The sequence below is a fragment of the Microbacterium sp. ET2 genome (assembly GCF_030347395.1).
GTDB classification, from domain to species: domain Bacteria; phylum Actinomycetota; class Actinomycetes; order Actinomycetales; family Microbacteriaceae; genus Microbacterium; species Microbacterium albipurpureum.
Window position 1 is genome coordinate 958,166 of sequence record NZ_CP128170.1, and the last position, 23,871, is coordinate 982,036.

Here is a 23,871-nt window from a genome sequence, read left to right on the forward strand (position 1 = left end):
CACATCTGCACCCACCCATCGCGCTGCGGTGGGAGGTCTCGGCGGAGGCGTGGTTCCTCGACGGTCAGGCGGAGAGGAGGGATGCCGCGACGGCGGCGTCCTGCCGGATGATGCTCGGCCCCTGCGGGGTGGCACGCACATGCAGCTGCGCGGGGATGCGTTCCTTCATCGTCGCGACGTGGCTGATGAGCCCCACGGTGCGCCCACCCTGGCGGAGCTCGTCCAGCGTCGCCATCGCCAGCTCGAGAGTGTCGTCGTCGAGTGAGCCGAAGCCCTCATCGATGAACAGGGTGTCGAGTCGCACGCCGCCGGCGCGCGCGGTGACGACTTCCGCGAGCCCGAGCGCGAGCGCGAGGGACGCAAGGAAGGTCTCCCCGCCCGACAGGGAGTGCGCGGGGCGGGCGGCGCCGGTGTGCGCGTCGAGGATCTCGAGGCCGAGGCCCGATGCCGCCCCGCGGGCGGCGAGCGCGTCGGTGTGCCGCAGCTGGTATCGACCGGACGACATGTCGCCGAGCCGCAGGTTCGCCGCCGCGACGATCTCCTCCAGTTCGGCGGCGAGGACGAAGGACTCGAGGGTCATCCGGCGGGTATTGGGTGCGCGACCCGCGACGGTATCGGCCAATCGGGCGACGATCTGGTGCTCGTCGGCGAGCTCTGCGACGTCGTCGAGGGCGGCGCGCGCGCGGTCACGCAGGGCGCGAAGGCGTTCGGCAGTCGCTCCGGCGTCGGCGGCCGCGTCCACGGCTGCGACCCACGCGTCCCGCGCGACGATGAGGGCCGCTTCCGCGGCTGAGACGTCGACGAGCTCCTCCGGCTCGCCGGCGAGCGCGAGCTCGAGGTCGCGCAGCCGGTCGCGTTCGGCGCGCAGCGCCGCCTCGTGGGTGCGGATGCCTTCGTCGAGCGCGTCGCGCGCGGCAGCTGCGCGCAGGGCGACGCGCGCCTCGACCACGTCGCCGAAGCCGGATGCCGCGACACGGTCGTCACGGTCGGCGGCGGCGCGATCGGCGGCAGCCCTCGCGGTCTCGGCCGCCCGTCGGGCCGCGGCGAGCCGGGTGGCGCGGTCGCGCCGCAGCGTCGCCGCGTGAACGCGCGCTGCGACGGAGTCGTGGTCGCCGCGTGCCGCGGCGACCACGCGGCGTTTCTCGCGCAGTTCGGCGTCGTGGGCGGAAACCCTCTCGCGCAGGGCGGCGAGGTGGGCGGTGAGGCGCTCTCGCTCCCGGGCGGCCTCGGCCTCGAGCAGGGTGAGGGTCTCCAGCGTCGCCAGCAGTCGATCGCGCTCGGTGACGGCCTTCTCGCCGGCGGCGAGCGCAGCCTCCGCCGCGACCAGTGCTGCCGCTGCGTCATCGAGGTCGAGTCCGCCCGCCCGGGCTGCGGCGTGGGTCTGGGCCTCACGCGCGGAGCGGAACTCCTCGGCCGCGCGACGCGCCTGCTCGCCCGCCCGCTGCTGCGCCGCCTCGACGCGCTCGATGTCGTCGTCGGAGATGGGGTCGCTCGTCGGCTCGGCCGGATGCGGGTGGTCGGCCGATCCGCACACGGGGCAGGGTTCGCCGTCGACGAGGTCGGCGGCGAGCGAACCGGCCCGGTCGGCGGCGCGGCGGCGCAGCAGCGACACGACGGCCTCGTTCGCCGCCGCCGCAGCCTCGGCGGTGGCGAGCGACGCCTCCTCGGCGATCACGGTGAGCGGGGCGAGGTCGGCGGCCTCGGCAGCCGCGTCATGACGGGCCTGCGCCTCGTCGCGGCGTGTGCGCGCGGCATCCACTCCCGCGGCCGCGTCGCGGACCGGAGCGAGCTCGACCTCGACGGCGGCGCGCTGCACGGGAATCCGCGCCCGATCGGCGTCGAGCCGGGCGATCAGCTCCTCCTCATGGCGGATGCGTGCGACGTCGTCCGCGAGCGCCTGCTCGGCGGTATCCACCGTCTTCTCGACGATCTGCGCTTCGCGCCACACCGCCAGGTCTCCGGTCAGCTGCAGCACGAGGGCATCGAGCTCGTCCAGGGAGAGCGTGGGAAGGTCGAAGTCCCCTTCCTCGGCGCCGAGCTCATCAACCAGCATCTGCACCGCCCGCGTGGCGGCCACCCTCTCGGCATCGGCAGCGTCGGCTGCGTCCAGCGGTGCGCGGAGCGCCTCGGCGTCGCGGGCTGCCGCCAGCTCGCGACGCGCGAGGTCGACCGCCGGGATCTCGGCCTCCAGATCTGCCAGCGCGGCGCGCGAGCGCACACGGTCTTCCTGCATCTGTCGCAGCCGCCGCACCGCGGCGTGGTGGTCTTCGGCTCGGCGGTGCGCGGCCTCGGCGGAGTCGCGCGCGTTCCGCAGGGTCTCGGCCCGGTAGTCCGCGCGCTGCGCGCCGCGCTCGACGGCCTCCAGTCGCACTCCCACGGCGGAGGTGTCCGTCGCCGACGTGGTGCCCGCGTCGTCCATGAGCTCGTCGTCCGAGGCGCCGCCCGACTCTCGGACGGGGAACAGCCGCTCCGCCTCACTCAACAGCAGGGCGGCTGCACCCGTGGCGTCGGCGACCTCCCGCTCGACGGCGCGACGGCGTTCCTCGAACGCATGGAGGTAGTCCTCGTAGGTGCGGGTCCCGAACAGGCGCCGCAGCAGTTTCTGACGGTCGTCGTTCTTCGCCAGGAGGAATTCGGCGAACCGGTTCTGTGCGAGGAGGATCACCTGGAGGAACTGCTGCTGGCTGAGCCCCAGGATCTCGTCGAGCTCCATCCCCACCTGGCGCGGTCCGCTCGCGAACCCCCGCCAGGCGCCGTCGACCAGCTCGGCGAGCTCGGCGTCCGCCGCGACGACGGTGAAGCCCTCGCCCCGGCGCTTACGGCGCGGGTAGTCCGGCGATCGCGTGACGCGGAAGCGGCGACCGGCCGTGGTGAACTCCACCGCGACGCTCGTCGGGTCATCCGGTCCGCAGTGATCGCTGCGCAGGCGCTTCTCGGCACCGTCGTAGCGCGGCACACCGCCGTACAGGGCGAAGCAGACGCCGTCGAGCACGCTCGACTTCCCGGCGCCGGTGCGGCCGGAGATGAGGAAGATCCCGTCGGCCTCGAAGGCGTCGAGGTCGACCACCTGACGCTCGCGGAACGGTCCGAACCCCTCGAGCTCGACGCGGTGAAGCTTCACGCGGTGACCTCCGCGACGATGCGCTCGTCGACGACGTCGGCGATGATCTCGCGCTCCCGATCGCCGGCACCCTCACCGTCCCGGACGTGCGCGAGAAAGGCGTCGATCAGCTCGAGGTCGTTCCGGGCGGCGCGGACGCGCCGGGCGTAGGTCGATCCGTCATCCGCGCTCACGCCTTCGGGTGTGTGCATCACCGTGGCGCAGTACGGGAAACGTTCGAGCAGACGACGCATCGGATCGCGCTGCGGCGTCGGATCGGTGTACTGCACGCACACCCACGCGTCTTCCCACTCGGCGTGCTCCGACCCGGTGAGCAGATCGTCGAGCCGCCCGCGCACCGTGACCAACCGTCGCGGCACAGGGAGGGCCAGCCAGCCGACGGCCGCCAAGCCGTCGGCATCGAGGTCGACCAGCCATGAACCGCGCGGTTTGTCCGCCTCGCCGAAGCTGTAGTGCAGCGGCGCCCCGGCGTAGCGGACCGCCTCGGACAGCCGCTGGCGGCCGTGGATGTGGCCGAGCGCGACGTAGTCCAATCCGTCGAATGCGGCGAGCGGCACCACGTCGAGTCCGCCCTGCTGGATGTCGCGCTCGAGGCCCGACGTCGGCTCCACCCCTGCTGCGAAACAGTGCGCGATCGCCACGGAACGACCGCCGCGCGCGGCGAGGTCGGTCCGGATGACCCCGAGCGCCTGATCGAGGGCCTGCGCCTGGGAGCGGATCTCAGCACCGGTCCAGAGGTGACGGACGAGCGACGGTTCGAGAAAGGGGATGCCGTACACGTGGACGGGCCCGTGCTCGTCGGCCACCGTCACCGGCGTGCCGATCGCCGCAGGATCGGTGAGGACGTGGATGCCGTCGCGCAGCAGTCCGGCTTGGAAGCCCAGCCGCGCCGCGGAGTCGTGGTTGCCGCTCGTGACGATGACCCGGGCACCGGCGTCGCTGATGCCCCGCAGGGCATCGGTGAGCAGGCGGTAGCAGTCCGCAGCGGGCGCGGCCGAGTCGAAGACATCCCCCGCGACGATCACCAGATCGACGTCGTTCTCGCGCACCTGGACGACCAGGGCATCGAGGACACCGCGCAGCGCATCGAGGGTGGAATGGCCGTGGAACGACCGCCCGATGTGCCAGTCCGAGGTGTGCAGGATCCGCATGCTCCACACCGTAGGCGCAGGTGCCGACATCGCCCGGCTGCACCCCCGCGGTTCGCCGAGAACACAGCTCTCACCTAGGGTCGGGAGCAATGAGCGACGCCCCCACCTTCGCGATCGAGCGTTTCACCCACGCGGGGGCGACGCTCGTCGCGCAGGAGTCCGGCGAGGGACGCGACCTCTTCGTCCTCATCCACGGGATCGGCATGGGCCGGTCGGCGTTCAGTGAGCTCGAGGGCCTTCTCGACGACATCGGCCGTGTGGTTTCGGTCGATCTTCCCGGGTACGGCGAGACACCCGAGCCCCGACGCGTGCTGTCGATGGAGGAGAACGCCGATGTCGTGGCCGCGTATCTGGCCGACCTCACCGCCGGGGAGGATCGCGCGCGCATCGTGATCCTCGGTCACTCGATGGGCGCGCAGGTGGCGCTGGAGGTGGCCGCGCGGCATCCGCACCTCGTCGACGCCCTCGTGCTCGTCGGTCCGACCGTGGAACCGGGAGCGCGCTCAGCGGTGCGTCAGCTCTGGCGACTCGTCCGCGACATCATCCCCGAGAGCCCGCACGTGATCGCCGTCGGGGCCCGGGAATATCTGAGGGCGGGCCCGCGCCTGCTCGCCAAGGTGCATGCGGTCATGGTGCACCGACCCGAGGTCACCGCCCGCCGGGTGAGCGCGCCCGCTCTGGTGATCCGCGGCGAGCGCGACATCGTCGTGCCCGTGGAGTGGGCCCGCCAGCTCGCCGAGGCACTTCCCGACGCGTGCCTGCGCGAAGTCGCGGAGTTCGGCCACGAGACCATGATCCGCAACGCCGGCCCCACCGCGACGCTCATCCGCGAGTTCCTCGCGGATCGGTGACCCCTCAGGCCTCTTCGTCGCCCGTCGTGACCTGCTCGGCGAGGTCGTCGACCTCGTCTTCCGACGCCTGCCCGCCGACGTCTTCGACACGCTCGCGCAGATCGTCCTCGACCTTCTCGGGGTCGGGATCGGGGTCCTCGGCTCGTGCTTCGGCGGCGGCGACAGCACGCTCGGCCACGTCGTCCGCCGACTCGGATGCGGCGACGTCGGCGGATTCCCCGGGCGATTCGGATGCGGCATCGTCCGGCGCCTGCAACGGCCCGGCGGGCGGAATGCCGATGCCCACCGCCTCGTGGTCGGGCTCGCGCTCGTTCGCCATCAGTCCTCCTCGGTCTGGTCGTCGGTGGAGAGGTCGGGGTCGAGACCCTGTGTGGGGACGTCGCTCTCGACGTCGCCGTCGCCGTCCGGGATCGTCTCGGGGTTGACCGGCAGCCCGGAGCGGTCGAGCGCCTCGGAGTCGGCGCCGGCGCTGCTGCGCTCGGCTGCGGCGGTGTCGTGCTGTTCGCCGAAGCCGCCGGCGGGGTCGGCGTTGATCACACCCTCGGGCAGGTCTCTGTCGTCCATCCCGCCATCCTGCTCCTCGGCAGCCGACACGGCGCGGGGTTGACGGGTACCCGTGACCTCGCTATCCGCCCTCACCCGCCTGCGCCGCGCGGTCGCGCCGGACGGCGCCACCCAGCAGCTGCCCCCCGCTGGTCAGCAGCGCGCGGCGCCAGGGCACCACGCCCTCGATCTCGATCTGGATCGAGATCGACAGCACAGTTCGGATCAACACGATGAGTCCGAGGATCAGGGCGTCCTCGACCGACGGCTTGGAGGTGATCGTTCGGATCAGGTCGGCTGCGACGAGGATCTCCAGCCCGAGCAGGATCGCCGAGCCGAGGGCGTTGCGCAGCACCGAGAAGGCCGCCCGACCACCCTCGCGGCGACGGAGGGACCGGGCACCGAGCACGAGCGCGATCACGAAGCCGATGATCATCGCGGCGGCGCCGGTCGCCTCGAAAGCGACGGCGACGCCGGAGAAGACCTCTTCGAGCCGCACGGGCCCAGTGTAGGACCAGCGGGGCGTGGGGAGCGGAAAGGGGCTCAGGCCGTGGAACGCTGCCGCAGGATGCCCGCGCGGTCGGGGTGCAGGTCGAACCAGTCTGCGACGTACCAGCACACCGGGATCACCTGACGACCCCCCTCTGCCTCGAGGTGCGCGACCGCCCGCTCGACCAGTTCGCCGGCGTAGCCCTTTCCGCGGAAGGTCGGAATCGTGTACGCCCGTGTCATGGCCACGGTGCGGCCGTCATCGTTGTAGTCCAGGACGCTGACGAGGTCGTCGCCGCGGTGCAGGGTGTACCGCGAGGCGTCCTTCTCGTCGGTGAAGCGCAGTTTGGTCACCCCGACAGGGTACGCCCGGTTCGCTGAGGCGGTGCTGAAGGAACGCCGAGCGCTCAGTCCGGGATGGCCCGCGTGCGTACGAGCTCCCGGTACCACCGCCCGCTGTCCTTCACGGTCCGCTCCAGCGTGTCGAAGTCGACGCGCACGATGCCGAACCGCTTGGCGTAGCCGTAGCCCCACTCGAAGTTGTCCAGGAGCGACCAGACGAAGTAGCCGCGGAGGTCGACCCCTCGGGCCATCGCGCGGTGAGCCGCGGTGAAGTGCCGGCGCAGGTAGTCGAGGCGCTCGGGGTCGGGAACCGACCCGTCGGGGGCGACCTCGTCATCGAACGCGGCGCCGTTCTCGGTGACCATGAGCGCCTGGTCGGGAAACTGCCCGGAAAGCGACACCAAGAGTTCCTCAAGCCCCTCAGGGGCGATGTTCCACCCCATGGCGGTGTACGGTCCCGGCTGCTCCACGAACTCCACAGCCTGGTCGCTTCCCGGCCACGCGGTCCCGCCGGCGACGCCCTTGTGCCCGTCGTTCATCTGCTTGGGCGAAACGCCGTCCCAGAGGCGCACAGTGGCGGTCGAGTAGTAATTGACGCCCAGCACATCGATCGGCTGATGGATGTCGCGAAGATCGCCGTCCTGGACGAAGGCCCAGTCGGTCACCCCCGCGGTGTCCTGGAGCAGATCCTCCGGGTATTCGCCGCGCAGCATCGGTCCGGTGAAGGCGCGATTGGCCAGCGCATCGATCCGCCGCATCGCCTCGTCCGCGCCGTCGCCGACGCCGCGGAGTACGTGGAAGTTGAGGGTCACCGAGTACTCCGGCGATCCGGTCGAGGTGGCCCGGAGCGCCTGCAGCGCCCGGCCGTGCGCGAGGTTCAGGTGGTGCACCGCCGCGAGCGCCGCGGCCGGCTCGTGCCGGCCAGGAGCGTGACCGCCCTGGCCGTAGCCGAGGTAGGCCGAGCACCACGGCTCGTTCAGCGTCGTCCAGGTGTGGACGCGGTCGCCGAACGCCTCGCCCGCCACCTCGGCGTAGCGCGCGAAGGCGTCGACCGTCGCGCGCGCCGGCCAGCCGCCGGCATCCTCCAGCGGCTGCGGCAGATCCCAGTGGTACAGGGTGGCGACCGGACGGATGTCGCGGGCGAGCAGTCCGTCGATGAGGCGGGAGTAGAAGTCCAGACCTGCCTGGTTCACCTCTCCGGTGCCGGCGGGAACGATCCGCGGCCACGCGATCGAGAAGCGGTAGGCCTCGAGCCCCAGATCCTTCATGAGGTCGAGGTCGCTCTCCCACCGGTGGTAGTGGTCGCACGCGACATCGCCGGTGTCACCGTTCCAGACTTTGCCGGGGGTCTGGGAGAAGGTGTCCCAGATGGACGGACCGCGGCCGTCCTCGTTCGCAGCTCCTTCGATCTGGTACGACGCCGTCGCCGACCCGAAGGTGAAGTCGGCCGGGAACACCAGCCCCGAATCGCGGTAGTCCGCTCGTCCCTCGGCCACGTTGTCCCCCGTCATCCGGTCACTTCCGACAGGTCAACGCTATAGGTGCGGGCCGTCCCGTCGGGAGCCGTCACCGTCACCTCACGCGACCCGGTCCCTCCGGGGAACACCCGAACGGCGAGCCCGTCGTGGTAGTCGTAGTCGGGTCGGTCGTCGCGCGCACCCCACGGGATGACCGCGCCCGGCCGGGCGTAGAGCGGCAGGCTGTCGAAGCCGTGCACCTCGCGGCGCCATCCACCGCCGGTCACCCTCTCGCCGGTGAGGAGGCTCGTCCACTCGCCTGCCGGCAGATAGAACTCCACCTCCCCGGTCTCGGAGAAGACCGGGGCGACCAGCAGGTCAGGCCCGAGAAGGTATTGCCGGTCGAGGTAGGCGACCGCCGGGTCATCCGGGAACTCCAGTTGCATCGGACGCATGATCGGCGCTCCGGTGCCGGCCGCGTCGATACCCACCTGGAACAGGTACGGCATGAGCTGCATCTTCAGCTTCGCGAAGCGGCGCGTGATCTCGACGGCCTCGTCGTCGAACGCCCACGGCACCCGATACGAGTCCGAGCCGTGGAAGCGGCTGTGGCTCGAGAGCAGACCGAAGGCCACCCACCGCTTGAACACCGCCGGATCGGGAGTGCCCTCGAACCCGCCGATGTCGTGGCTCCAGTGCGCGAACCCGCTCATCGCCAACGACAGGCCGCCCCGGAGGCTCTCGGCCATCGAGGGGAAGGTCGAGGTGTTGTCGCCGCCCCAGTGGACGGGCATCGTCTGACCCCCGGCGGTAGCCGAGCGCGCGAACAGCACCGCGTCACCCTCGCCGCGCTCGGCGACGAGCACGTCGTGCACGGCACGGTTGTACAGCTGCGCGTAGAGGTTGTGCATGCGTGCGGGGTCCGAGCCGTCGTGCCAGACGACGTCGGTGGGGATGCGCTCGCCGAAGTCGGTCTTGAAGCAGTCGACGCCCTGCGCGAGCAGCCCGCGGAGCTTGTCCTGGTACCAGCGCACGGCTGCGGGGTTGGTGAAGTCGACCAGCCCCATCCCCGCCTGCCAGAGGTCCCACTGCCACACAGACCCGTCGCCGCGCTGCACGAGGTAGTCGGCGGCGGCAGCCTCGGCGAACAGCGGCGAGCGCTGGGCGATGTAGGGGTTGATCCACACCGAGACCTTCAGCCCCCGATCGTGAAGGCGCCGGAGCATGCCGTCCGGGTCGGGGAAGACACGGGGGTCCCACTCGAAGTCGCACCAGTTGAACTCGCGCATCCAGAAGCAGTCGAAGTGGAACACCGACAGCGGGATGTCGCGCTCGGCCATCCCCTCGATGAACGACGTGACGGTCTCCTCGTCGTAGTCGGTCGTGAACGACGTCGACAACCACGGGCCGTACGACCAGGCGGGCACGACGGGGGCGCGCCCGGTGAGGGCGGTGTACCGGGTCAGCACTTCCTTGGGCGTCGGGCCTGCGAACACGAAGTACTCCAGCACCTCGCCGGGCACGCTGAACTGCACCCGCTCCACGGCTTCCGAGCCGACCTCGAACGAGACGTGACCGGGGTCGTTGACGAGCACCCCGTATCCGCGCGAGGACAGGTAGAACGGCACGTTCTTGTAGGCCTGCTCGCTCGAGGTGCCGCCGTCGGCGTTCCAGACGTCGATGGTCTGTCCGTTCTTCACCAGCGGTCCGAAACGCTCGCCCAGACCGTAGATGGTCTCGCCGACCCCCAGGTCGAGCTGCTCGTGGATGAAGGTCCGCTCGGGCGGCACACCCGTCTCGGCACGGGCGTTCCCGACGATGCCGTGCTCGACGGCGGCGTCTGCGCCGAGGCGCACGAAGGCCTGCGCCTTGTGTCCGCTTCCGGTCACCCGGTCGCCGTCGACGTCGAACGACAGCGACCACGGCGCGCCCGGGGCGATCCGCACGGTGAGCGGCCCGCTGGTCAGCGTGCCGGCGGACGCGTCGGCGAGGCCGGCGCCGACACCCCGCTCCTCCGCGCCAGGCAGCGCGAAGCCGCCGTGCCAGCGGCCGCCGACATGGTGTGCGATCCGCACCCGGATGACGCCCTCGATCGGCGACGACAGAGTCGTGGTCAGCGTCGTCCGGTTGAGCACGTCGCCCCGCCGGGCGATCACCTGCGTGGGGGCGGTGATCTCGAGTGCGGCGCCGTCGACGCCGTCATCCGTCTGCCGGATGTCGTACGCCTCCGCGGCGTAGAGGGCGGTGACGCCGGGGCGCAGCTGCCAGAACCCGTCGGTGAACTTCATTACTTGACTGCTCCTGCCGTGATGCCCCGGGTGAGGGTGCGCTGGAAGATGAGGAAGAAGAGGAGGGTGGGGATGAGGCCGAGGAGGGCGGAGGCGCTGGTCGTCGTGACATCCATCAGCCGCTCCCCCTGGAGCAGGCTGATCGCGACCGGCACCGTCTGGTTCTCATTGGAGACGAGGAAGGTGAGCGGGATGAGGAACTCGTTCCAGGTCCAGATGAAGAAGAAGATGAGCAGCACCGAGAGCGTCGGACGGCTGATCGGGAAGATCACGCGCCACAGGATCTGCCAGCGGCTCGCGCCGTCGATCGCGGCGGCCTCGAGCACCTCCTTCGGGAAGGTGCCGTAGACGGCCGAGAGCAGGTATGTGCCGAAGGCGGCCTGGATGACGGTGAAGACGATGATCACCGACCACACGTTGTTATACAGCCCGACCTCTCGGAACATGTAGTAGAGCGGGTAGAGCAGCGCCTCCTGCGGCAGAAGGTTCGCCAGGAGGAACAGCAGCACGATCCAGGAGCGGCCGCGGATGCGCCCGATGCCGATCGCGAACGCGTTCAGCACCGAGATGAGCACCGCGAGGATCGCGACGGTGCCCGAGATGAACACCGAGTTCCAGACCTTCTGGGGGAAGTTGACCCGCTCCCAGAAGGCGGCGATCCCGTCGAGGTAGATCGCCGAAGGGAGGGCGAGCGGACCGCCTGTGGAGTAGTCGGCGGGCGACTTGAACGAGTTGATCAGGATCAGGTAGAACGGCGCGGCGATGAGGATCGCAGCGACGATCGCGAAGGCGAGCATCAGCCAGTCGACGCCGTTCTTGCGGGTCATGCCGCCCCGGGGCTTCGGCGGACGGCCGGAGCGGCGCCCGGAGTTGCGGGCCGTTGTCACGGCGACGGTCGTGGCCATCACAGTCCCGCCCTTTCTTTGCGCTCCGCGGCGTTCTGCGCGCGGATGAAGAGGATCGACACGACGGCGATCACGACCGTCAAGGCGGTGGCGATGGTGGCGCCGTAGCCGACCTGCTGCGACTGGAAGAACTCGCTGTAGGCGTAGTACGCCGGCACGATGGTCGAGTCACCGGGGCCGCCGCGAGTCAGTACGTACACGGGGCCGAAGACCTTCAGCGCCGCGATCGTGCAGGTGAGGGTGACGACGTAGATCTCGGGGCGGATGATGCTGACGGTGATCGCCTGGAACCGCTGGAACCAGTTGGCGCCGTCGAGCTCGGCGGCTTCGTAGAGCTCGGGGTCGACCCGCTGGAGCGCTGCCATGAAGACCACGACGGGGTATCCGATCTGGATCCAGACGAGCACCACCATGATGCTCGCGAGCGCCGTGTCGGGAGACCCGAGCCAGTTGCGGGCGAGGAAGCCGAGGCCGATGCTCTCGAGGATGGTGTTCAGCGCGCCGTCCTGCGGACGGAGGATCCAGCCGATCACGATGCCGGCGATCGCCGCCGGAAGGATCTGCGGCAGGTAGTAGGTCGCGCGGAGGAAGCTCGCGAGGCGCCCGCCGTACTTGCGGCCGATCACATCGAACAGCAGGGCCGCCAGGACGAGGCCGATGAGGGTCGGGAAGATGACCATCGCCACGATCATCCAGATGCTGTTGACGAACGACGTCCAGAAGGTCGCGTCGCCGAACAGTTCGATCCAATTCTCGAGGCCGATGAACTCCGGCGGACGGATGCCACGCCAGTCGGTGAAGCTGAGGTAGATGTTCCACACCAGCGGCACCACGACGATGACGGTGACCAGCACCAGGCCCGGGATGAGGTAGAGCCAGTAGCCGGCGGTGCCACCACCCCGCCGTTGCGGAATCAGCGGCTCCTCCGGGGGGAGCTTGGTCCGCGGAGCGCGGACGAAGGGGACAGCGGACATCGCGGATCTCCTGGAGTGTGTCGCGGTGGGGGCCGGGGCGCCGCCGTGTCTCAGACGGCGCCCCGACCGGGTCGATCAGCGGAAGTCCGCCACGTAGGAGTCGTACTCCTCGCCGAGCGACTGCTGCACCTCGGCGGGCGTCTTCGTGCCGTTGACGAGCTCCTGCAGCTCTGCGACGAGGGCGTCGTAGAAGGTGGGCGTCGGCCAGTCGGGATAGAACGACAGACCATCGGCCTCGTTGACGGCGTTGAAGGCCTGGATCAGCTCGAGGCTCTTCTCGTCGGTGATGTCGGCCTCGTCGGCGGCGACGGGGAGCCCGCCGTTGTTGCCGATCAGCGCCTGCACCTCGGGGCGCATCGTGATGTCGATGAACTCGTAGGCGAGCTCCTTGTTGGCCGCGCGCTCGGGCACGACCCAGATGTTCCCCGATGAGCCGAGGCTGAGGTCGCTGCCCGGGAACGGGAAGACGCCGAACTCGAAATCGGTGATCTCGTCGACGAAGCGTCCGTACCACCAGCTGCCGGAGACGAAGATCGGCGAGGTGCCGTTGATGAACGACAGGCCCGCATCCTCTGCGGCGATACCCGTCACATCGGGCGAGAAGTAGCCCGCGTCGAGGTATTCCTTCAGCGTCTCGGTCGCGTAGGTGATCTCCTCACCGCTCCAGTCGACCGGGTTCTCGTACAGCTGATAGTCGTTGACGAACTGGCGGTCGGCCTGGCTGAGCGCGAGCTGGTACCAGAGCTGTCCGAGCGGGTATTCCAGTCCACCCTCGGCGAGCGGCGTGACGCCCTGCGCGACGAACGCGTCGAGCACCGCGATGAACTCGTCGTAGGTCGTCGGCACTTCGAGCCCCGCCTCGGCGAAGGCATCCTTGTTGTAGTAGACGGTCACGAACTCGCCGTAGTTGGGGACCCCGTACCAGGCGCCCGACCCCATCACGCCCTCTTCGGTGTAGCGCGCGGTGGTCTGCAGCGCCGGAGCGAGCTGGTCGTCCCAGCCGTACTCCTCGACCGCCTCGGTGATGTCGGAGATGAGCCCCTGGCTGGCCAGGAACCCGGCCGTGGCGTTGCCCTTGTTGAACTCCATGAGGTCAGGCGCCTCGTCGGAGTTCAGGACCTGGCTGGCGGTGGAGCGGATCTGCTCGAAGCTGCGCTCCTCGAATTCGACCGTCGCCCCGGTCTCCTCCTCGAAGATGCGGATCGCCTCGTCCCAGGCGATGCCCATGGCGCTGTTCTCACCCTCGTAGTGCCAGAGGGTCAGGGTGTCGTCGGATTCGCCGCCCGATCCTCCCGCGCAGGCGGAGAGGACGAGCGCGGTCGCGGCGAGCGCTCCTGCGGCCGTGGCCGCCCGCGCGGTCGTCTTGCGTGTGATGCGTGCCATCGGTGGCACTCCTTTCTCGGTGACCTTCGCTGGTCAGGGGTGTGATGCGTGCAGGTGGTGCAGTGATTTGTCGAAGCGCTTCGATGGTGCGCAGGCGGATAAGGCAGGGGCCCCGGCGTCAGGCGACGGCGGAACCGGCCACGACCGGCGCCGGGGCGTCGGGAACCCGCGCGAGCGAGCCGTGGTCCAGATAGGCGGGCGGAATCAAGCGGATGCCGGGGGCCGGGCGGTCCCCGTCGAAGAACGTCAGAGCGAGGTCGACGGCGAGGTCGCAGGAGGCCTGCGGGACGAGCGGCAGAGCGTCGAGGGGGCGCGGGAGCGCGGCGGTGTCGAAGGTCGGCGCGACGGAGACGACCGAGATGTCGTCGGGCACGCGCAGTCCACGCTCGGCGAGCTCGGCGAGCACCGCGCGATGCGACTCCTCGGGGCAGTGCAGCACGAGCGCGGTGACCCCGGCGTCGAGGAGCCCCCTGGTCGCCGCGCGCACGGTCGCGTCGGTGGCGTGCTCGTGCCCCGTCGCGCGGAACTCGGTGGTGACGCCGAACATCCCGGATGCCGCGAGGAACTCGTCGCGCACCCGCGGGGGGAAGTTCGAGCGCGAGTACGACACCTCGGGCTGGCCCACGAGTCCAATGTGTGTGTGGCCGGCCCGCGCCATCCGGGTCACGGCCTCGCGCGCCGCCGCTTCGAAATCGAGGTCGACGCAGACGAGACCGTCGTTGTCGTTCGGCACGCCGATGAAGACCGTCGGCGTCTCGATCTCGCGCGCGAGCGCGACGCGCGGGTCGTCGGGGGCGACATCGAGCACGAGGATCGCATCAACCAGGCGATTCGAGGCGACTCGGCGCATGCCCGCCTGCGCGTCCTCGTCGGTGAGGAGCAGAACGTCGTAGTCGTTGCGGCGCGCGGCCACGGCGGTCGCGAGCACGAACGCCATGTGGGTCGGCGCGTGAGTGTCCTTCCGCAGCGGCTCGGTCAGCGCGAAGATGCGGGTGCGGCGACCTGCGAGCATGCGGGCACCGGCGTTCGGGCTGTACCCCAGGCGCTCCACCGCCTCTTCGATCCGCCGCCGCGTGTCGGCCGAGACCGGTCGCTTGCCGCTGAGGGCGTAGGACACGGTGCTGATCGAGACGCCGGCGGCCTTGGCCACCTCATCGATCTTCGCCATGGGGACTCCGTCGTCGGTGTTGATGTGGGCTGTCGAAGCGCTTCGCGGAAGCGTTTCGACGATGATTGCACACGGCCGGGGCGGCCCACAAGAGGTTTGGGGCAATACGCAACAAATCGGCGGGTCGGCGCGGCGCGGCATCCGACCCCTTCTCGACGTCTCGCGGCGACTCGTACACCGCCGCGAAGATGCCGCGACGCGTTCAATTTGCCAATGAGCGGGGGCGTCGGTCATAATCAGCGCATGACTGACGACGCACGCTCTCTGTCCGCCTGGGAGGCGAACGGGACTGCCGGCATGATGGTGGCCGGCCGCGTTGTCATGTGTTGTCGAATGTGCCGCTGACTCGGTAACCCCGCCGGACATCAGCGTCGCCGCTCCGCTTACCCGCGCAGGCGACGCACGACACGTCCCCCGAGACTTCGTCCTTCTCGCGCATCACTGAGCGCAGCGGATGTCTCGAGCCCGGCCCTCCGGCCGATTTCGCAGCACTTCTCGAACCCCGACTCCGCGGGTTCCGCTCCCTCGAGGAACATCATCATGTCGACCACCGCCCTTCTCGACCGTCCCGCCCCCGCCCGTCACCTGCGCGCCGTTCCGCGTATCGCCGAGGACACCCCCGCGGCCTCGTCGCAGGCCCCGGCCCCGCAGGCCACCGCTTCCGCGCCGCAGCGCCACCTCCCCCCCGGCACCGCGCCCCGTGGCTTCGCCCTCTACGTCGGCGTCGACGAGGCGAAGGCCCAGGCCTCGGGCGTGAGCCTCCCCGTCCTCGTCGACGCCCTGCGCCGCACCCTCGCCGAGCTCGCCCCGGACGCCGAGACCTACGCGACCGTCGCCCTCGCGCCCGTCGGCGCCGGCGGCCGCGACGTCGACGTGGTGCGCCTCGCGCTCCAGGAGCCCGCCGCCGTCGCGCGCACGAAGCCCGAGGAGCCCGAGGAGGACGACGACACCGCCCGCGGTGTGGTGGTCGACATCTCGCGCAAGCGCGTGCTCATCGACGGCGAATCGGCGGCGCTGACCTTCAAGGAGTTCGAGCTGCTGCAGTACCTCGTCCTGCGCGAGGGTCGCACGATCGAACGCGCCGAGCTGGTGTCCTCCCTCTGGCAGGGTGCAGAGGAGCAGGATGCCCCGGGCGAGCGCACCATCGACGTGCACGTCCGGCGCCTGCGCGCGAAGCTCGGGCGCTACGAGGACATCGTCCGCACCGTCCGCGGCGTCGGCTACCGCTTCGACCGTCACGCCGACGTCGTCATCCGCTTCGGCCACGGGACGCCCTCGCCCGACCGCTTCTGATCAGTCCGGCGGGCTCCCGCGGAGGGTCTTCACCATGCGGAAGTTGATCAGCTCCACTCCTGCCCTCACGGGGTGCTGCTCTGCGTGGACGATGAAGCCCCGTCGCGCGAAGAACCGTCGCGCAGTGATGCTCACGTCGGCGGAGACCCGAGTCGCGCCGAGCGCCCGCGCCTTCTCTTCCATCGCCGCGAGAAGCGCTGTGGCCACTCCTCGGCCCGCGAAGCGGGACGCCACGAACATCATGTCCACGTACCCGCTCGGATCCACGTCGGAGAATCCGGCGACCTCGCCGTCGACGAGCGCGACGTATGTGCTGCGGCTCCGCCTGCCGGCGTCCCACTCGGCGACGGTTCGTTCCTCCGGCCGGGCCCACGCCGCGATCTGCTCCGGAGAGTAGTCCGCCGCCGCGGTCACGGTCACGGCATCGAGGAAGACCTCGAGCGTGGCGGCCGCGTCGTCGCTGCGGTACGGACGGATCCGCACGGCAGTGCTCACTGCAGCGACTCGGCGACCGTGTCCCACCACCGCACCGCGTCGGCGCGGTGCGCGTCGAACCGCGCCGACGCCGCCTCGGCGATCTCCCCGCGCCGCGCGTGCAGCTCGCGAAGGCGTTCCGCTGCGCCGCCCAGGTCGTCGAGATCGACGACACCCGTCTGGCCCCAGTGCCCGAGTGCGCCGCCCAGCTTGATGCGCGTGTAGTCGTCGGCGGCGAGACCGACGATCGGCACCCCCGCGGGGGCGGCGAAGACCGCCGGGTGGTATCTGCTGGTGACGAGCAGCCGCGCACGGCGCGCAAGCGCCGCTGCACCCCGCGAATCACCGCTCGGCAGAACGCGGCTCTCGCGTGTCATCCGCTCCCGCACCCGCTCGTGCAGCGCCGCATCGCCCACGGGCTCCGCGCCCGCGGACACCGGCCCGAAGTGGGCGTGGAAGATGACGGGTCCGACGGTGTCCGAGGCCGCATCCAGCAACCGCGCGATCCCGGCCTCGACGACGTCGGCGGGCCGTCCTGCGAACCACCCCGACAGACTCACCAGAACATACGGCTCGGTCGGCGCCTCCGCGCCGCCGGCGAGGAAGGAGGCGTCGTCGACCCCGGCGTGAACACGTGCCCCCCACGACCGGGCGAGAGCGGCGGAATCGTGCTCGCGCACGCCCGTCCAGGCGGCCTCGCGGGTCATGACGCAGATGCGCTCGGCGTCCTCGACATCGAGGTCGGGCCCGAAGGTCTGGCCGCTCACGACGACCGGCAGCCCCCGCGCGTGGGCCATCGCCGCGAGGGTGGTCCGCTCGTACACGTGAACCGGCCAGCGTGAGGCGAGGTTGCCACCGCCGGCGATGAGCACGCCGGAGGCATCGCCCAGCGCGTCGAGCGCTTCGCGAGCGGGGTCACCCGGCGCCAGCTCGGCCTCACCGGCCGCCGCGGCGCGGAGGAGCGACGCACGCTCGCGTGCCACGGCACGTTCGAGCCCGGTGAAGCCGAGGCGACCGACGGCGCCCAGTCCGTAGCGTTCCGTCGACTCCTCCGGCGCCGAGGAAACCCCGACCACGCGTCCACCGCGGGCGGAGAGCTCGACGGCTGCAACCTCGAACATCGCCTCGTCACCGATGTGGATGACGCCGCCGAGCACCCCGACATCGCCGATGGTCAGTACGTCCACACGCGGTCCTCTCACGTCAAGCCGGTCCTCCGGCACCCGGACAACCGTAGACTTCCGAGCGGGTCGCCGCACCTCGTCCGATCGCCGATCGGGCGGTGACCGCTTCGGAGGCAGCGATGGGCATCCAGACGGCGATGGACCGCATCATCGAAGCGCCCACGATCGTGCAGGCGCTGCAGGCTGCCGACGACGTCGCGTTCGAGGCCGGGCGCGACCCGGGGGTCCGGACCCTCCGCGTGCTGTCGGCCGCCCTCGTCGGCGCCGACGACATCGCCGCGATCGCCGCCGTGCACGCCTTGGCCGAGATGAACGACGAAGCCGCCGGCGCACTGCTGGTGACGCTCCTCGATGACGAGCGCCGCTTCATCGTCGAGCACGCCGCCTGGGCTCTCGGGCGTCGCCCCGCGCGCGCCGCCGCGATCGCGCCCCTCATCTCCCTGGTCATCGCCGGAGATTTCACCGGCATGCTCGCCCAGCACACGCTGGAGAAATGGGCCGCGGGCAGCGGCGAACTCCTCGCCGTCGCCCTGCTCAGCGCCACCACCGGCGAGGTCGATGTCGAGGCCCGCGTGCGCCTCACCGAGACGCTCGGTCTGGTGCGCCACCCGCTCACCACCGGTCCGCTGTGCGCCCTCGCCTCGGATACCTCGACCCCCGAAACCGTCCGCGAGGCGGCGGTCGCCGCGCTCGGACAGCGCGCGGATGCGGAGGTCATCGCCCACCTCGAGAACCTCGTCGCCGAGGGAGGCCTCATCGGCGACCTCGCGCGCCTCGCGCTCATCGACGCCGATCCGCCGCGCACCCGCATCCCGACAGACGACGTCGGCGGCACGGGAGGCCTCACCGTCGCCCAGCTCTTCCTCCACGCCGACATCGACCCCGCCCTCTCGGCCTCCGGCGCCGGTGACAACGGCGGCATCGCGACGCTGCTCGTCCGACTCGGCGACGCCCTCATCTCCGACAGCTCCGTCGTCGACCGTGTGCTCACCCTCTCGCGCGGCACCGTGGCACAGGCGGGGCCCGATCTGCTGCAGATGGCCGGCGGCGATCGCGGCCACCTCTATGGACACGTGCCCTTGACGAGCATTCCGGCCTCGTCCGCGACTGCCTGGCATCTGCGGGTGACGGTGCGTCGCGGCATCCGTCGTCTTCTGCGTGCCGCGGGGCGCGTCGACGTGCTGCACCTCAGGATGGCGGATGTCGGCAGCCTCGCCGCCGCCGATGTCGCGCGTGAGCTCGGCATTCCGACGGTGTTCACCGTCGCACCCGATCCGCACAGCGTCATCGCCTCGCTCGAGCGGTCGGGACGACTGTCGCGGGAGGACTTCGGCGAGGTCGACCGCACCGAGCACTTCTGGTTCCGCAGCCACCTCGTGCAGAGTCTCGCGGCGTCGGCCGCCCACTCGGTGTTCTTCCCCCGGCCCGAGCTCGAGCGCGACATGCGCGCTCTCATCGGCATCGACCTCACCTCCCACCCCGAGCGCCACACCGTCGTCGCCGAAGGCGTGGACCTCGCGATCGTCGACGACGCCCTGTCCCGCGCCGCCGCGGTCGCCGCCGGCGCCGAGCCGCAAGGCCCCCTCGCCGAGCTCGGCGAGCTCGTCGGTGCTCTCGCCCCCGACCGCCGCGGACTGCCGCTGCTCGTCACGGTCGGCCGCATGCACCGGATCAAGGGGATGGCGGCGCTCGTCGAGGCGTGGGCCGGCAGCGACCTGTCCGATCGCGCGAACCTGTTGATCGTCGGCGGCGACCTCGCCCACCCGTCGAGCGACGAACGACACCAGCTCGACCTCATCGCTCACTCTGTCCCGCCGGCCGACCGCGCCGCGCGCGGCCTCGTCATGGCGGGGCACCGCTCGAACGACATCGCCGCCGCCTGGCTCGCCGCGGCACGGTTCGGCATCCCCGGCGCCGTCGCCTCGGGCGGCGCATACGTCTGCGCGAGCGTCAAAGAGGAGTTCGGCCTGGCGATCCTCGAGGCGATGGCCACGGGGCTCGTCGTGGTCGCCCCCGACAGCGGAGGACCGGCCACCTACGTCGACGACGACGACACCGGTTTCCTCGCCGATACCGCCGACTCGGCGGCCCTCGTCTCGGCGATCGGGCGGGCGCTCGATGCCGCCGCCGACGGCGATCCGCGCCGCGCCCAGCGCTCGCGCACGCTCGTGGCCGAGCGGTTCACGATCCAGGGCATGGCGGCCACGCTCACCCCGATGTATCAGAACGTCGCCCGGCACGAGGCGGAGCTTCGCCGCACCGCGGGACTGCTGACGTGACGCTTCTCGTCATCAGCCCCGACTACGCCTCGCACCTCCTCCCTCTCGCGGCCCTCGCGACGGCCTGGCAGGGTGCCGGGGACGACGTCGTGGTCGCCACGGGCCCCGCTACTGCACCGATCGTGACGGAGTTCGGGTATCGCCGCACCGACCTCCCCCTCGGCCGCGGAGCCAACGCCCGCGTCATCCGATCGTCGGAACAGGATGCCGCGGAGGCCGCGTCTCTCGAGGGGTTCTTCGCCGCCACCCGGCGGGGCATGGTGCCCACGCTCGCCTACCAGGCGCGCGAGCGCCTGACCGACCTGATGTGGCAGCCGCTCGAGCGAGCCCGCGCGACCTTGGCGGTCATCGAAGAAGTGGCGCCCGATGCGATCCTCGTCGACCATCTCGCATTCAGCGCGCGGCTCGCGCTTCACACCGCCGGGATCGCCTACGGCGACGTGGTGCTCGGGCACCCGAGCGCGCTGCCGGTGCGGGGTGAGGTGTACGGTTACCCGCCGGCGTGGCCGTCGGTCCTCCGGCCCGACCCCGCCGAGCTCGGCGACCTGCGGAGGCTCTGCGTCGAGGTCGCCAGCCGCTTCACGGACCAGTGGAACACCACCGCCCTGGCATTGGACCCCGGCGCCCGGACGGTCGACGACGCCTTCATGGTGCACGGTGACACCACGCTGTTCAACTACCCCGCCGAGCCTCGCCGAGGGCGATGGACGGATGCTGCCGCCCCACCGGTTCCTCGGATCCACACCGCGCGAGGAGCCGGCCGCCGACGACATCGACGCCTGGATCGCGCGCGGAGAGCCCTTCGTCTACGTCAGCCTCGGGAGCTTCCTGTCGGTGCGAGACGACGTGCTCGCGCGCATCGCCGACGCGCTTCGCCACGCCGGACTCCGCGCGGCGATCGCGACGGGCACGACGCCGGCGTCGGCCCTCGGCGACGTGCCCGCCGACTGGCTCGTCGCCGACTACCTGCCTCAGGTGCGCCTGCTCGGTGCGGCAGCCGCGGCGGTGACCCACGGAGGCAACAACTCCGTCACCGAGGCGGTCGGCCAGGGTGTGCCGCTCGTCGTTGTCCCCTTCTCGACCGACCAGTTCGCCGGCGCGGCCGCCATCGAGCGCACCGGAGCCGGCCGCGCACTGGACCCGAACCTCGACGACGTCGATGCCCTCACCAAGGCGCTTCGAGAGGTCGCCGATCCGGTGTTCGCGGGTCGGGCGCTCCTGCGTCGGGTTGCGGAGGCGCAACGCGCGCATCCGGGACCGCAGATCGCATACGAGACCCTCGCGCGGAACGGCGGCTGACGCCGTCGGTGCTCGGCTGACGGCGTCGGTGCTCAGCCGACGGCGTCGGGCACGGCGTCCGGTTCCCCTCCGAGCTCGGCAAGCATCGCGGCATCCAGGTCCCCGTAGCCGAACACGAGCGCGGCCATCCGCGCGGGATCGTTCGCGGCGTCGCGGTAGCGAGCCATGCGTGCCGCGTTGGCATCGTATGCCGCCCCGGCGCGCGACTCGCCGACGTGGTGCAGCGCATACACCCGCCCGCGATGGCGACGCGGGGGCGCACCCAGCAGCGTCGTGTGTGCGAGGTACCACGCGGCATCCTCGAATCCCCAGCCGCGGAAGCCCTCATCCTGTCCCCCGTGCGCCGCCCAGGTCCGCGGCGTCGCGACGTAGATGCCCGAGCACGCGCCGTCGACGAGCTGCTCGACGGTGCAGCGTTCGAGCGGCACGCCCGCGGCGTGGTCAGCGGAGCCGGTACGGCCGAGCCAGCGGTACTCGTCATAGGGAAGGTGCACCAGATCACTCGTCGCCGCCGCGCGGATCGCGGCGAGCAGGGGTTCCCGTTCGGGAATCGTGTCGGCGTCGCCGATGACCACCACCTCGTCAACCGCGGCGTCGCGCATCGCGGCGTTGCGGCAGGCCGCCAGGACGAACGGATCATCGCCGGTGTCGACCGTCAGGATCGGCACCCCGGGGAGGTTCTGCTGATACCAGGCCACGACGCGATCGAAGGCGTCCAGACGCGAGGGCGCCGGGCGCCAGGGGATGACGATCCGCACGGCGGGCACGACCGGAGTGATCACTGACACCTTCCTTTCCTCGGGCGAGCATAAGGGACGCCGGACTCCTCTCGGACACGGGGACGGATGTCGGTGGACGCGCGTACCGTGAAGGGGTGACCCCGCCTGTTCCGCCCCGCCTTCCGCGGCGGTCGGGCATGCGGTCGCCGCCCGATTCCCGGCCAGTGCCGAGCAACCCGCCGAGCATTTCGCCGAGCAGCCCGCCGCTGGAGACCGAGTACCGCCCGAGGCACCCGCTCGACCTGCGTCGGGTGCTCCTCTTCCAACGCCGGGGCTACGGCGATCCGACTCACGTCGATGCCGGCCCGGTCATCTGGCGAGCATGCCGGACGCCGCAGGGCGTGGCGACGATCGCGATCCGCGCGGCCGCGGGCGGTGCCGTGCGCGGGGCGGCCTGGGGTCCGGGGGCGACCTGGGCGATCACCCAGCTGCCGGCGCTCTGCGGCAGGGACGACGACCTCGACGGGTTCGATGCGTCGCATCATCCACTCATCGCGGAGACCCATCGACGCAATCCCGGCCTCCGGCTCGGTCGCACCGATCTGGTCTTCGATGCGCTCGCCGGCGCGATCATCGAGCAGAAAGTCACCGGTGCGCAGGCCTTCGCCGCCTGGCGGCGGATCGTCCGCGGGTTCGGCGAGCGCGCGCCGGGCCCGACACCGGTGCCGATGTACGCGCCGCCGTCTGTCGAGGGCTGGCGGCATGTGCCGTCGTGGGCGTGGCATCGCGCCGGGCTCGAGCCGCCGCAGGCGCGCACCCTCGTCGCCGCCGCGCAGCGTGGGACCCGGATCGAACTCGCCACCCACGCCGCGGCCACGGGTGACGATCGCGACCGCGTTCTCACGAGCCTCCCCGGGGTGGGGGTCTGGACCGCCGCCGAGACGCGGATCCGCGCCTTCGGCGACCCCGATGCCGTGAGCGTCGGCGATTACCACGTGGCCCACGAAGTCGGATTCGCCCTCACCGGTGCGCGCACGGACGACGACGGGATGCTGGAACTCCTCGCCCCCTGGAAGGGTCACCGTCAGCGCGTGATCCGCCTGATCGGCCTCAGCGGGGTGCGGGAGCAGCGTCGCGGTCCCCGGGTGCACCCGGAAGATCACCGTGACCGCTGAGCACCGGATGTCCGAGGCGCCGGGCACACTGTGAGACGAGGGCTCCGGGGGTCTGGGGCCACGAACCGACGGAGGATCAGCGATGACCACACTCAATCCGTACCTGCAGTTCCGCGGCAACGCCCGGGAGGCGATCGAGTTCTACCACGGGGTCTTCGGCGGCGACCTGTCGATCGACACTTTCGGTCAGTGGGAGGGCATGGTGCAAGATCCGGCCGAGGCAGACCTGGTGATGCACTCGCAGCTGCGAACACCCGAGGGCCTGGTTCTCATGGCATCCGACACACCGAGCAGCATGCCCTACCGCGAGCCGGCCGGGATCGCCGTGTCGGTGAGCGGCGGCGACGAAACGCAGCTGCAGGCGTACTGGGACGGGCTGGCCGACGGCGGCATCGTGACGATGCCGTTCGACACCCCGCCGTGGGGTGGCCGGTTCGGTATGCTCACCGACCGGTTCGGTATCGACTGGATGCTCTCGTGGGGGCCCGACGAGGAGTGAGTGCTCGGCGACCCGCCGCACGCGGGAGGCACGGTGCAGCCGTAGGCTGAGCCCATGGCTTCTCGCACCGGCTGGCCTCGCGGCCGCACGAACTGGGTGATCGGCAGCATCCTCATCTTCGCCGGCGGAGCGTTGTTCGGACTGATCTGGGGATCGGTCGGCCTCGGGCTCGCCGTCGCAGGCGCCGTGTCGATCGGATGGCTGATCGCCTACGAATCGTGGCGCGGCCAGAAGGTCGGGCTGAACGACCCCGACGACGACGGCGCCCGCCTGTAGG

At 71.1% G+C, this 23,871-nt stretch carries 22 protein-coding genes; 7 read left to right on the forward strand and 15 right to left on the reverse strand.

Features of this window, described 5'->3' with window-relative positions:
• Nucleotides 1–64: 64 nt before the first annotated feature.
• Together QSU92_RS04720 and QSU92_RS04725 are read right to left on the reverse strand one after the other, a co-directional pair.
• Complete coding sequence (locus QSU92_RS04720; RefSeq protein ID WP_289265028.1) at nucleotides 65–3,121, reverse strand: AAA family ATPase; 3,057 nt, start codon at nucleotides 3,119–3,121, stop codon at nucleotides 65–67.
• Complete coding sequence (locus tag QSU92_RS04725; protein WP_289265029.1) at nucleotides 3,118–4,272, reverse strand: exonuclease SbcCD subunit D; 1,155 nt, start codon at nucleotides 4,270–4,272, stop codon at nucleotides 3,118–3,120. The genes QSU92_RS04720 and QSU92_RS04725 overlap by 4 nt, the downstream gene beginning before the upstream one ends.
• Nucleotides 4,273–4,361: 89 nt before the next feature.
• Here QSU92_RS04725 and QSU92_RS04730 point away from each other — a divergent pair, with 89 nt between their 5' ends.
• On the forward strand, nucleotides 4,362–5,123 hold the full coding sequence (locus tag QSU92_RS04730) for an alpha/beta fold hydrolase (protein ID WP_289265030.1): 762 nt from the start codon (nucleotides 4,362–4,364) through the stop codon (nucleotides 5,121–5,123).
• Nucleotides 5,124–5,127: 4 nt separating this feature from the next.
• Here the strand turns inward: QSU92_RS04730 and QSU92_RS04735 are convergent, their stop codons facing one another.
• From QSU92_RS04735 to QSU92_RS04780, 10 genes are all read right to left on the reverse strand, one after another.
• On the reverse strand, nucleotides 5,128–5,442 hold the full coding sequence (locus tag QSU92_RS04735; protein ID WP_289265031.1) for a hypothetical protein: 315 nt from the start codon (nucleotides 5,440–5,442) through the stop codon (nucleotides 5,128–5,130).
• Nucleotides 5,442–5,687 (reverse strand): hypothetical protein, encoded by a 246-nt coding sequence (locus tag QSU92_RS04740; RefSeq protein WP_289265032.1) that lies wholly within the window; start codon nucleotides 5,685–5,687, stop codon nucleotides 5,442–5,444. The genes QSU92_RS04735 and QSU92_RS04740 overlap by 1 nt, the downstream gene beginning before the upstream one ends.
• Before the next feature lie 61 nt (nucleotides 5,688–5,748).
• On the reverse strand, nucleotides 5,749–6,165 hold the full coding sequence (locus tag QSU92_RS04745; RefSeq protein WP_289265033.1) for a DUF1622 domain-containing protein: 417 nt from the start codon (nucleotides 6,163–6,165) through the stop codon (nucleotides 5,749–5,751).
• Nucleotides 6,166–6,209: 44 nt separating this feature from the next.
• Complete coding sequence (locus tag QSU92_RS04750; protein WP_289265034.1) at nucleotides 6,210–6,509, reverse strand: GNAT family N-acetyltransferase; 300 nt, start codon at nucleotides 6,507–6,509, stop codon at nucleotides 6,210–6,212.
• Nucleotides 6,510–6,562: 53 nt separating this feature from the next.
• Nucleotides 6,563–8,008 carry a GH1 family beta-glucosidase gene (locus tag QSU92_RS04755; protein WP_289265035.1) on the reverse strand — a complete coding sequence of 482 codons (1,446 nt, stop codon included), beginning with the start codon at nucleotides 8,006–8,008 and terminating at the stop codon, nucleotides 6,563–6,565.
• Entirely contained in the window at nucleotides 8,005–10,242 is a 2,238-nt protein-coding gene (yicI, locus tag QSU92_RS04760) for an alpha-xylosidase (protein WP_289265036.1), read from the reverse strand. Before yicI ends, QSU92_RS04755 begins: the two co-directional genes overlap by 4 nt.
• Nucleotides 10,242–11,147, reverse strand: a complete 906-nt coding sequence (locus QSU92_RS04765; protein WP_289265037.1) for a carbohydrate ABC transporter permease — start codon at nucleotides 11,145–11,147, stop codon at nucleotides 10,242–10,244. Before QSU92_RS04765 ends, yicI begins: the two co-directional genes overlap by 1 nt.
• Entirely contained in the window at nucleotides 11,147–12,121 is a 975-nt protein-coding gene (locus tag QSU92_RS04770; protein WP_289265038.1) for a carbohydrate ABC transporter permease, read from the reverse strand. The genes QSU92_RS04765 and QSU92_RS04770 overlap by 1 nt, the downstream gene beginning before the upstream one ends.
• A gap of 75 nt (nucleotides 12,122–12,196) precedes the next feature.
• Complete coding sequence (locus QSU92_RS04775) at nucleotides 12,197–13,504, reverse strand: ABC transporter substrate-binding protein (RefSeq protein ID WP_289265039.1); 1,308 nt, start codon at nucleotides 13,502–13,504, stop codon at nucleotides 12,197–12,199.
• Nucleotides 13,505–13,622: 118 nt separating this feature from the next.
• Entirely contained in the window at nucleotides 13,623–14,672 is a 1,050-nt protein-coding gene (locus QSU92_RS04780; RefSeq protein ID WP_289265040.1) for a LacI family DNA-binding transcriptional regulator, read from the reverse strand.
• Between the two features lie 540 nt (nucleotides 14,673–15,212).
• On the opposite strand from QSU92_RS04780, the gene QSU92_RS04785 reads away from it, so the two are divergent.
• Nucleotides 15,213–15,965: a winged helix-turn-helix domain-containing protein gene (locus QSU92_RS04785; protein ID WP_289265041.1), complete on the forward strand. Its 753-nt coding sequence runs from the start codon at nucleotides 15,213–15,215 to the stop codon at nucleotides 15,963–15,965.
• Here QSU92_RS04785 and QSU92_RS04790 read toward each other — a convergent pair whose 3' ends face one another.
• Nucleotides 15,966–16,460 carry a GNAT family N-acetyltransferase gene (locus QSU92_RS04790; protein WP_289265042.1) on the reverse strand — a complete coding sequence of 165 codons (495 nt, stop codon included), beginning with the start codon at nucleotides 16,458–16,460 and terminating at the stop codon, nucleotides 15,966–15,968.
• A complete protein-coding gene (locus QSU92_RS04795; protein ID WP_289265043.1) occupies nucleotides 16,457–17,626 on the reverse strand; it encodes a polysaccharide pyruvyl transferase family protein in 1,170 nt (389 codons plus the stop codon). The genes QSU92_RS04790 and QSU92_RS04795 overlap by 4 nt, the downstream gene beginning before the upstream one ends.
• Before the next feature lie 95 nt (nucleotides 17,627–17,721).
• Here QSU92_RS04795 and QSU92_RS04800 point away from each other — a divergent pair, with 95 nt between their 5' ends.
• Both QSU92_RS04800 and QSU92_RS04805 read left to right on the forward strand, forming a co-directional pair.
• Nucleotides 17,722–19,902: a glycosyltransferase gene (locus QSU92_RS04800; RefSeq protein ID WP_289265044.1), complete on the forward strand. Its 2,181-nt coding sequence runs from the start codon at nucleotides 17,722–17,724 to the stop codon at nucleotides 19,900–19,902.
• Between the two features lie 711 nt (nucleotides 19,903–20,613).
• The gene (locus QSU92_RS04805; RefSeq protein WP_289265045.1) at nucleotides 20,614–21,201 is read left to right on the forward strand and encodes a glycosyltransferase; all 588 of its coding nucleotides are present in this window, start codon (nucleotides 20,614–20,616) and stop codon (nucleotides 21,199–21,201) included.
• Between the two features lie 32 nt (nucleotides 21,202–21,233).
• On the opposite strand, the gene QSU92_RS04810 is transcribed toward QSU92_RS04805, so the two are convergent.
• Complete coding sequence (locus QSU92_RS04810; RefSeq protein ID WP_289265046.1) at nucleotides 21,234–21,983, reverse strand: hypothetical protein; 750 nt, start codon at nucleotides 21,981–21,983, stop codon at nucleotides 21,234–21,236.
• 134 nt (nucleotides 21,984–22,117) lie between these two features.
• Between QSU92_RS04810 and QSU92_RS04815 the strand changes: the two genes are divergently transcribed.
• The 3 genes from QSU92_RS04815 to QSU92_RS04825 all read left to right on the forward strand — a co-directional run bounded on the left by QSU92_RS04815 (nucleotide 22,118) and on the right by QSU92_RS04825 (nucleotide 23,870).
• Entirely contained in the window at nucleotides 22,118–23,095 is a 978-nt protein-coding gene (locus tag QSU92_RS04815; RefSeq protein WP_289265821.1) for a DNA-3-methyladenine glycosylase family protein, read from the forward strand.
• Between the two features lie 82 nt (nucleotides 23,096–23,177).
• Nucleotides 23,178–23,594, forward strand: coding sequence for a VOC family protein (locus tag QSU92_RS04820; RefSeq protein ID WP_289265047.1), 417 nt, complete (start codon nucleotides 23,178–23,180; stop codon nucleotides 23,592–23,594).
• Nucleotides 23,595–23,648: 54 nt separating this feature from the next.
• Nucleotides 23,649–23,870 (forward strand): hypothetical protein, encoded by a 222-nt coding sequence (locus QSU92_RS04825; protein WP_289265048.1) that lies wholly within the window; start codon nucleotides 23,649–23,651, stop codon nucleotides 23,868–23,870.
• Nucleotide 23,871 lies beyond the last annotated feature (1 nt).

Coding starts and splice junctions, on each gene's coding strand:
- QSU92_RS04725 (WP_289265029.1), bottom strand. CDS start 4,272: ATGCGGATCCTGCACACCTCGGACTGGCACATCGGGCGGTCGTTCCAC.
- QSU92_RS04730 (WP_289265030.1), top strand. CDS start 4,362: ATGAGCGACGCCCCCACCTTCGCGATCGAGCGTTTCACCCACGCGGGG.
- QSU92_RS04735 (WP_289265031.1), bottom strand. CDS start 5,442: ATGGCGAACGAGCGCGAGCCCGACCACGAGGCGGTGGGCATCGGCATT.
- QSU92_RS04740 (WP_289265032.1), bottom strand. CDS start 5,687: ATGGACGACAGAGACCTGCCCGAGGGTGTGATCAACGCCGACCCCGCC.
- QSU92_RS04755 (WP_289265035.1), bottom strand. CDS start 8,008: ATGACGGGGGACAACGTGGCCGAGGGACGAGCGGACTACCGCGATTCG.
- yicI (WP_289265036.1), bottom strand. CDS start 10,242: ATGAAGTTCACCGACGGGTTCTGGCAGCTGCGCCCCGGCGTCACCGCC.
- QSU92_RS04765 (WP_289265037.1), bottom strand. CDS start 11,147: ATGGCCACGACCGTCGCCGTGACAACGGCCCGCAACTCCGGGCGCCGC.
- QSU92_RS04770 (WP_289265038.1), bottom strand. CDS start 12,121: ATGTCCGCTGTCCCCTTCGTCCGCGCTCCGCGGACCAAGCTCCCCCCG.
- QSU92_RS04775 (WP_289265039.1), bottom strand. CDS start 13,504: ATGGCACGCATCACACGCAAGACGACCGCGCGGGCGGCCACGGCCGCA.
- QSU92_RS04780 (WP_289265040.1), bottom strand. CDS start 14,672: ATGGCGAAGATCGATGAGGTGGCCAAGGCCGCCGGCGTCTCGATCAGC.
- QSU92_RS04785 (WP_289265041.1), top strand. CDS start 15,213: ATGTCGACCACCGCCCTTCTCGACCGTCCCGCCCCCGCCCGTCACCTG.
- QSU92_RS04805 (WP_289265045.1), top strand. CDS start 20,614: ATGCTGCCGCCCCACCGGTTCCTCGGATCCACACCGCGCGAGGAGCCG.
- QSU92_RS04815 (WP_289265821.1), top strand. CDS start 22,118: ATGCGGTCGCCGCCCGATTCCCGGCCAGTGCCGAGCAACCCGCCGAGC.
- QSU92_RS04820 (WP_289265047.1), top strand. CDS start 23,178: ATGACCACACTCAATCCGTACCTGCAGTTCCGCGGCAACGCCCGGGAG.
- QSU92_RS04825 (WP_289265048.1), top strand. CDS start 23,649: ATGGCTTCTCGCACCGGCTGGCCTCGCGGCCGCACGAACTGGGTGATC.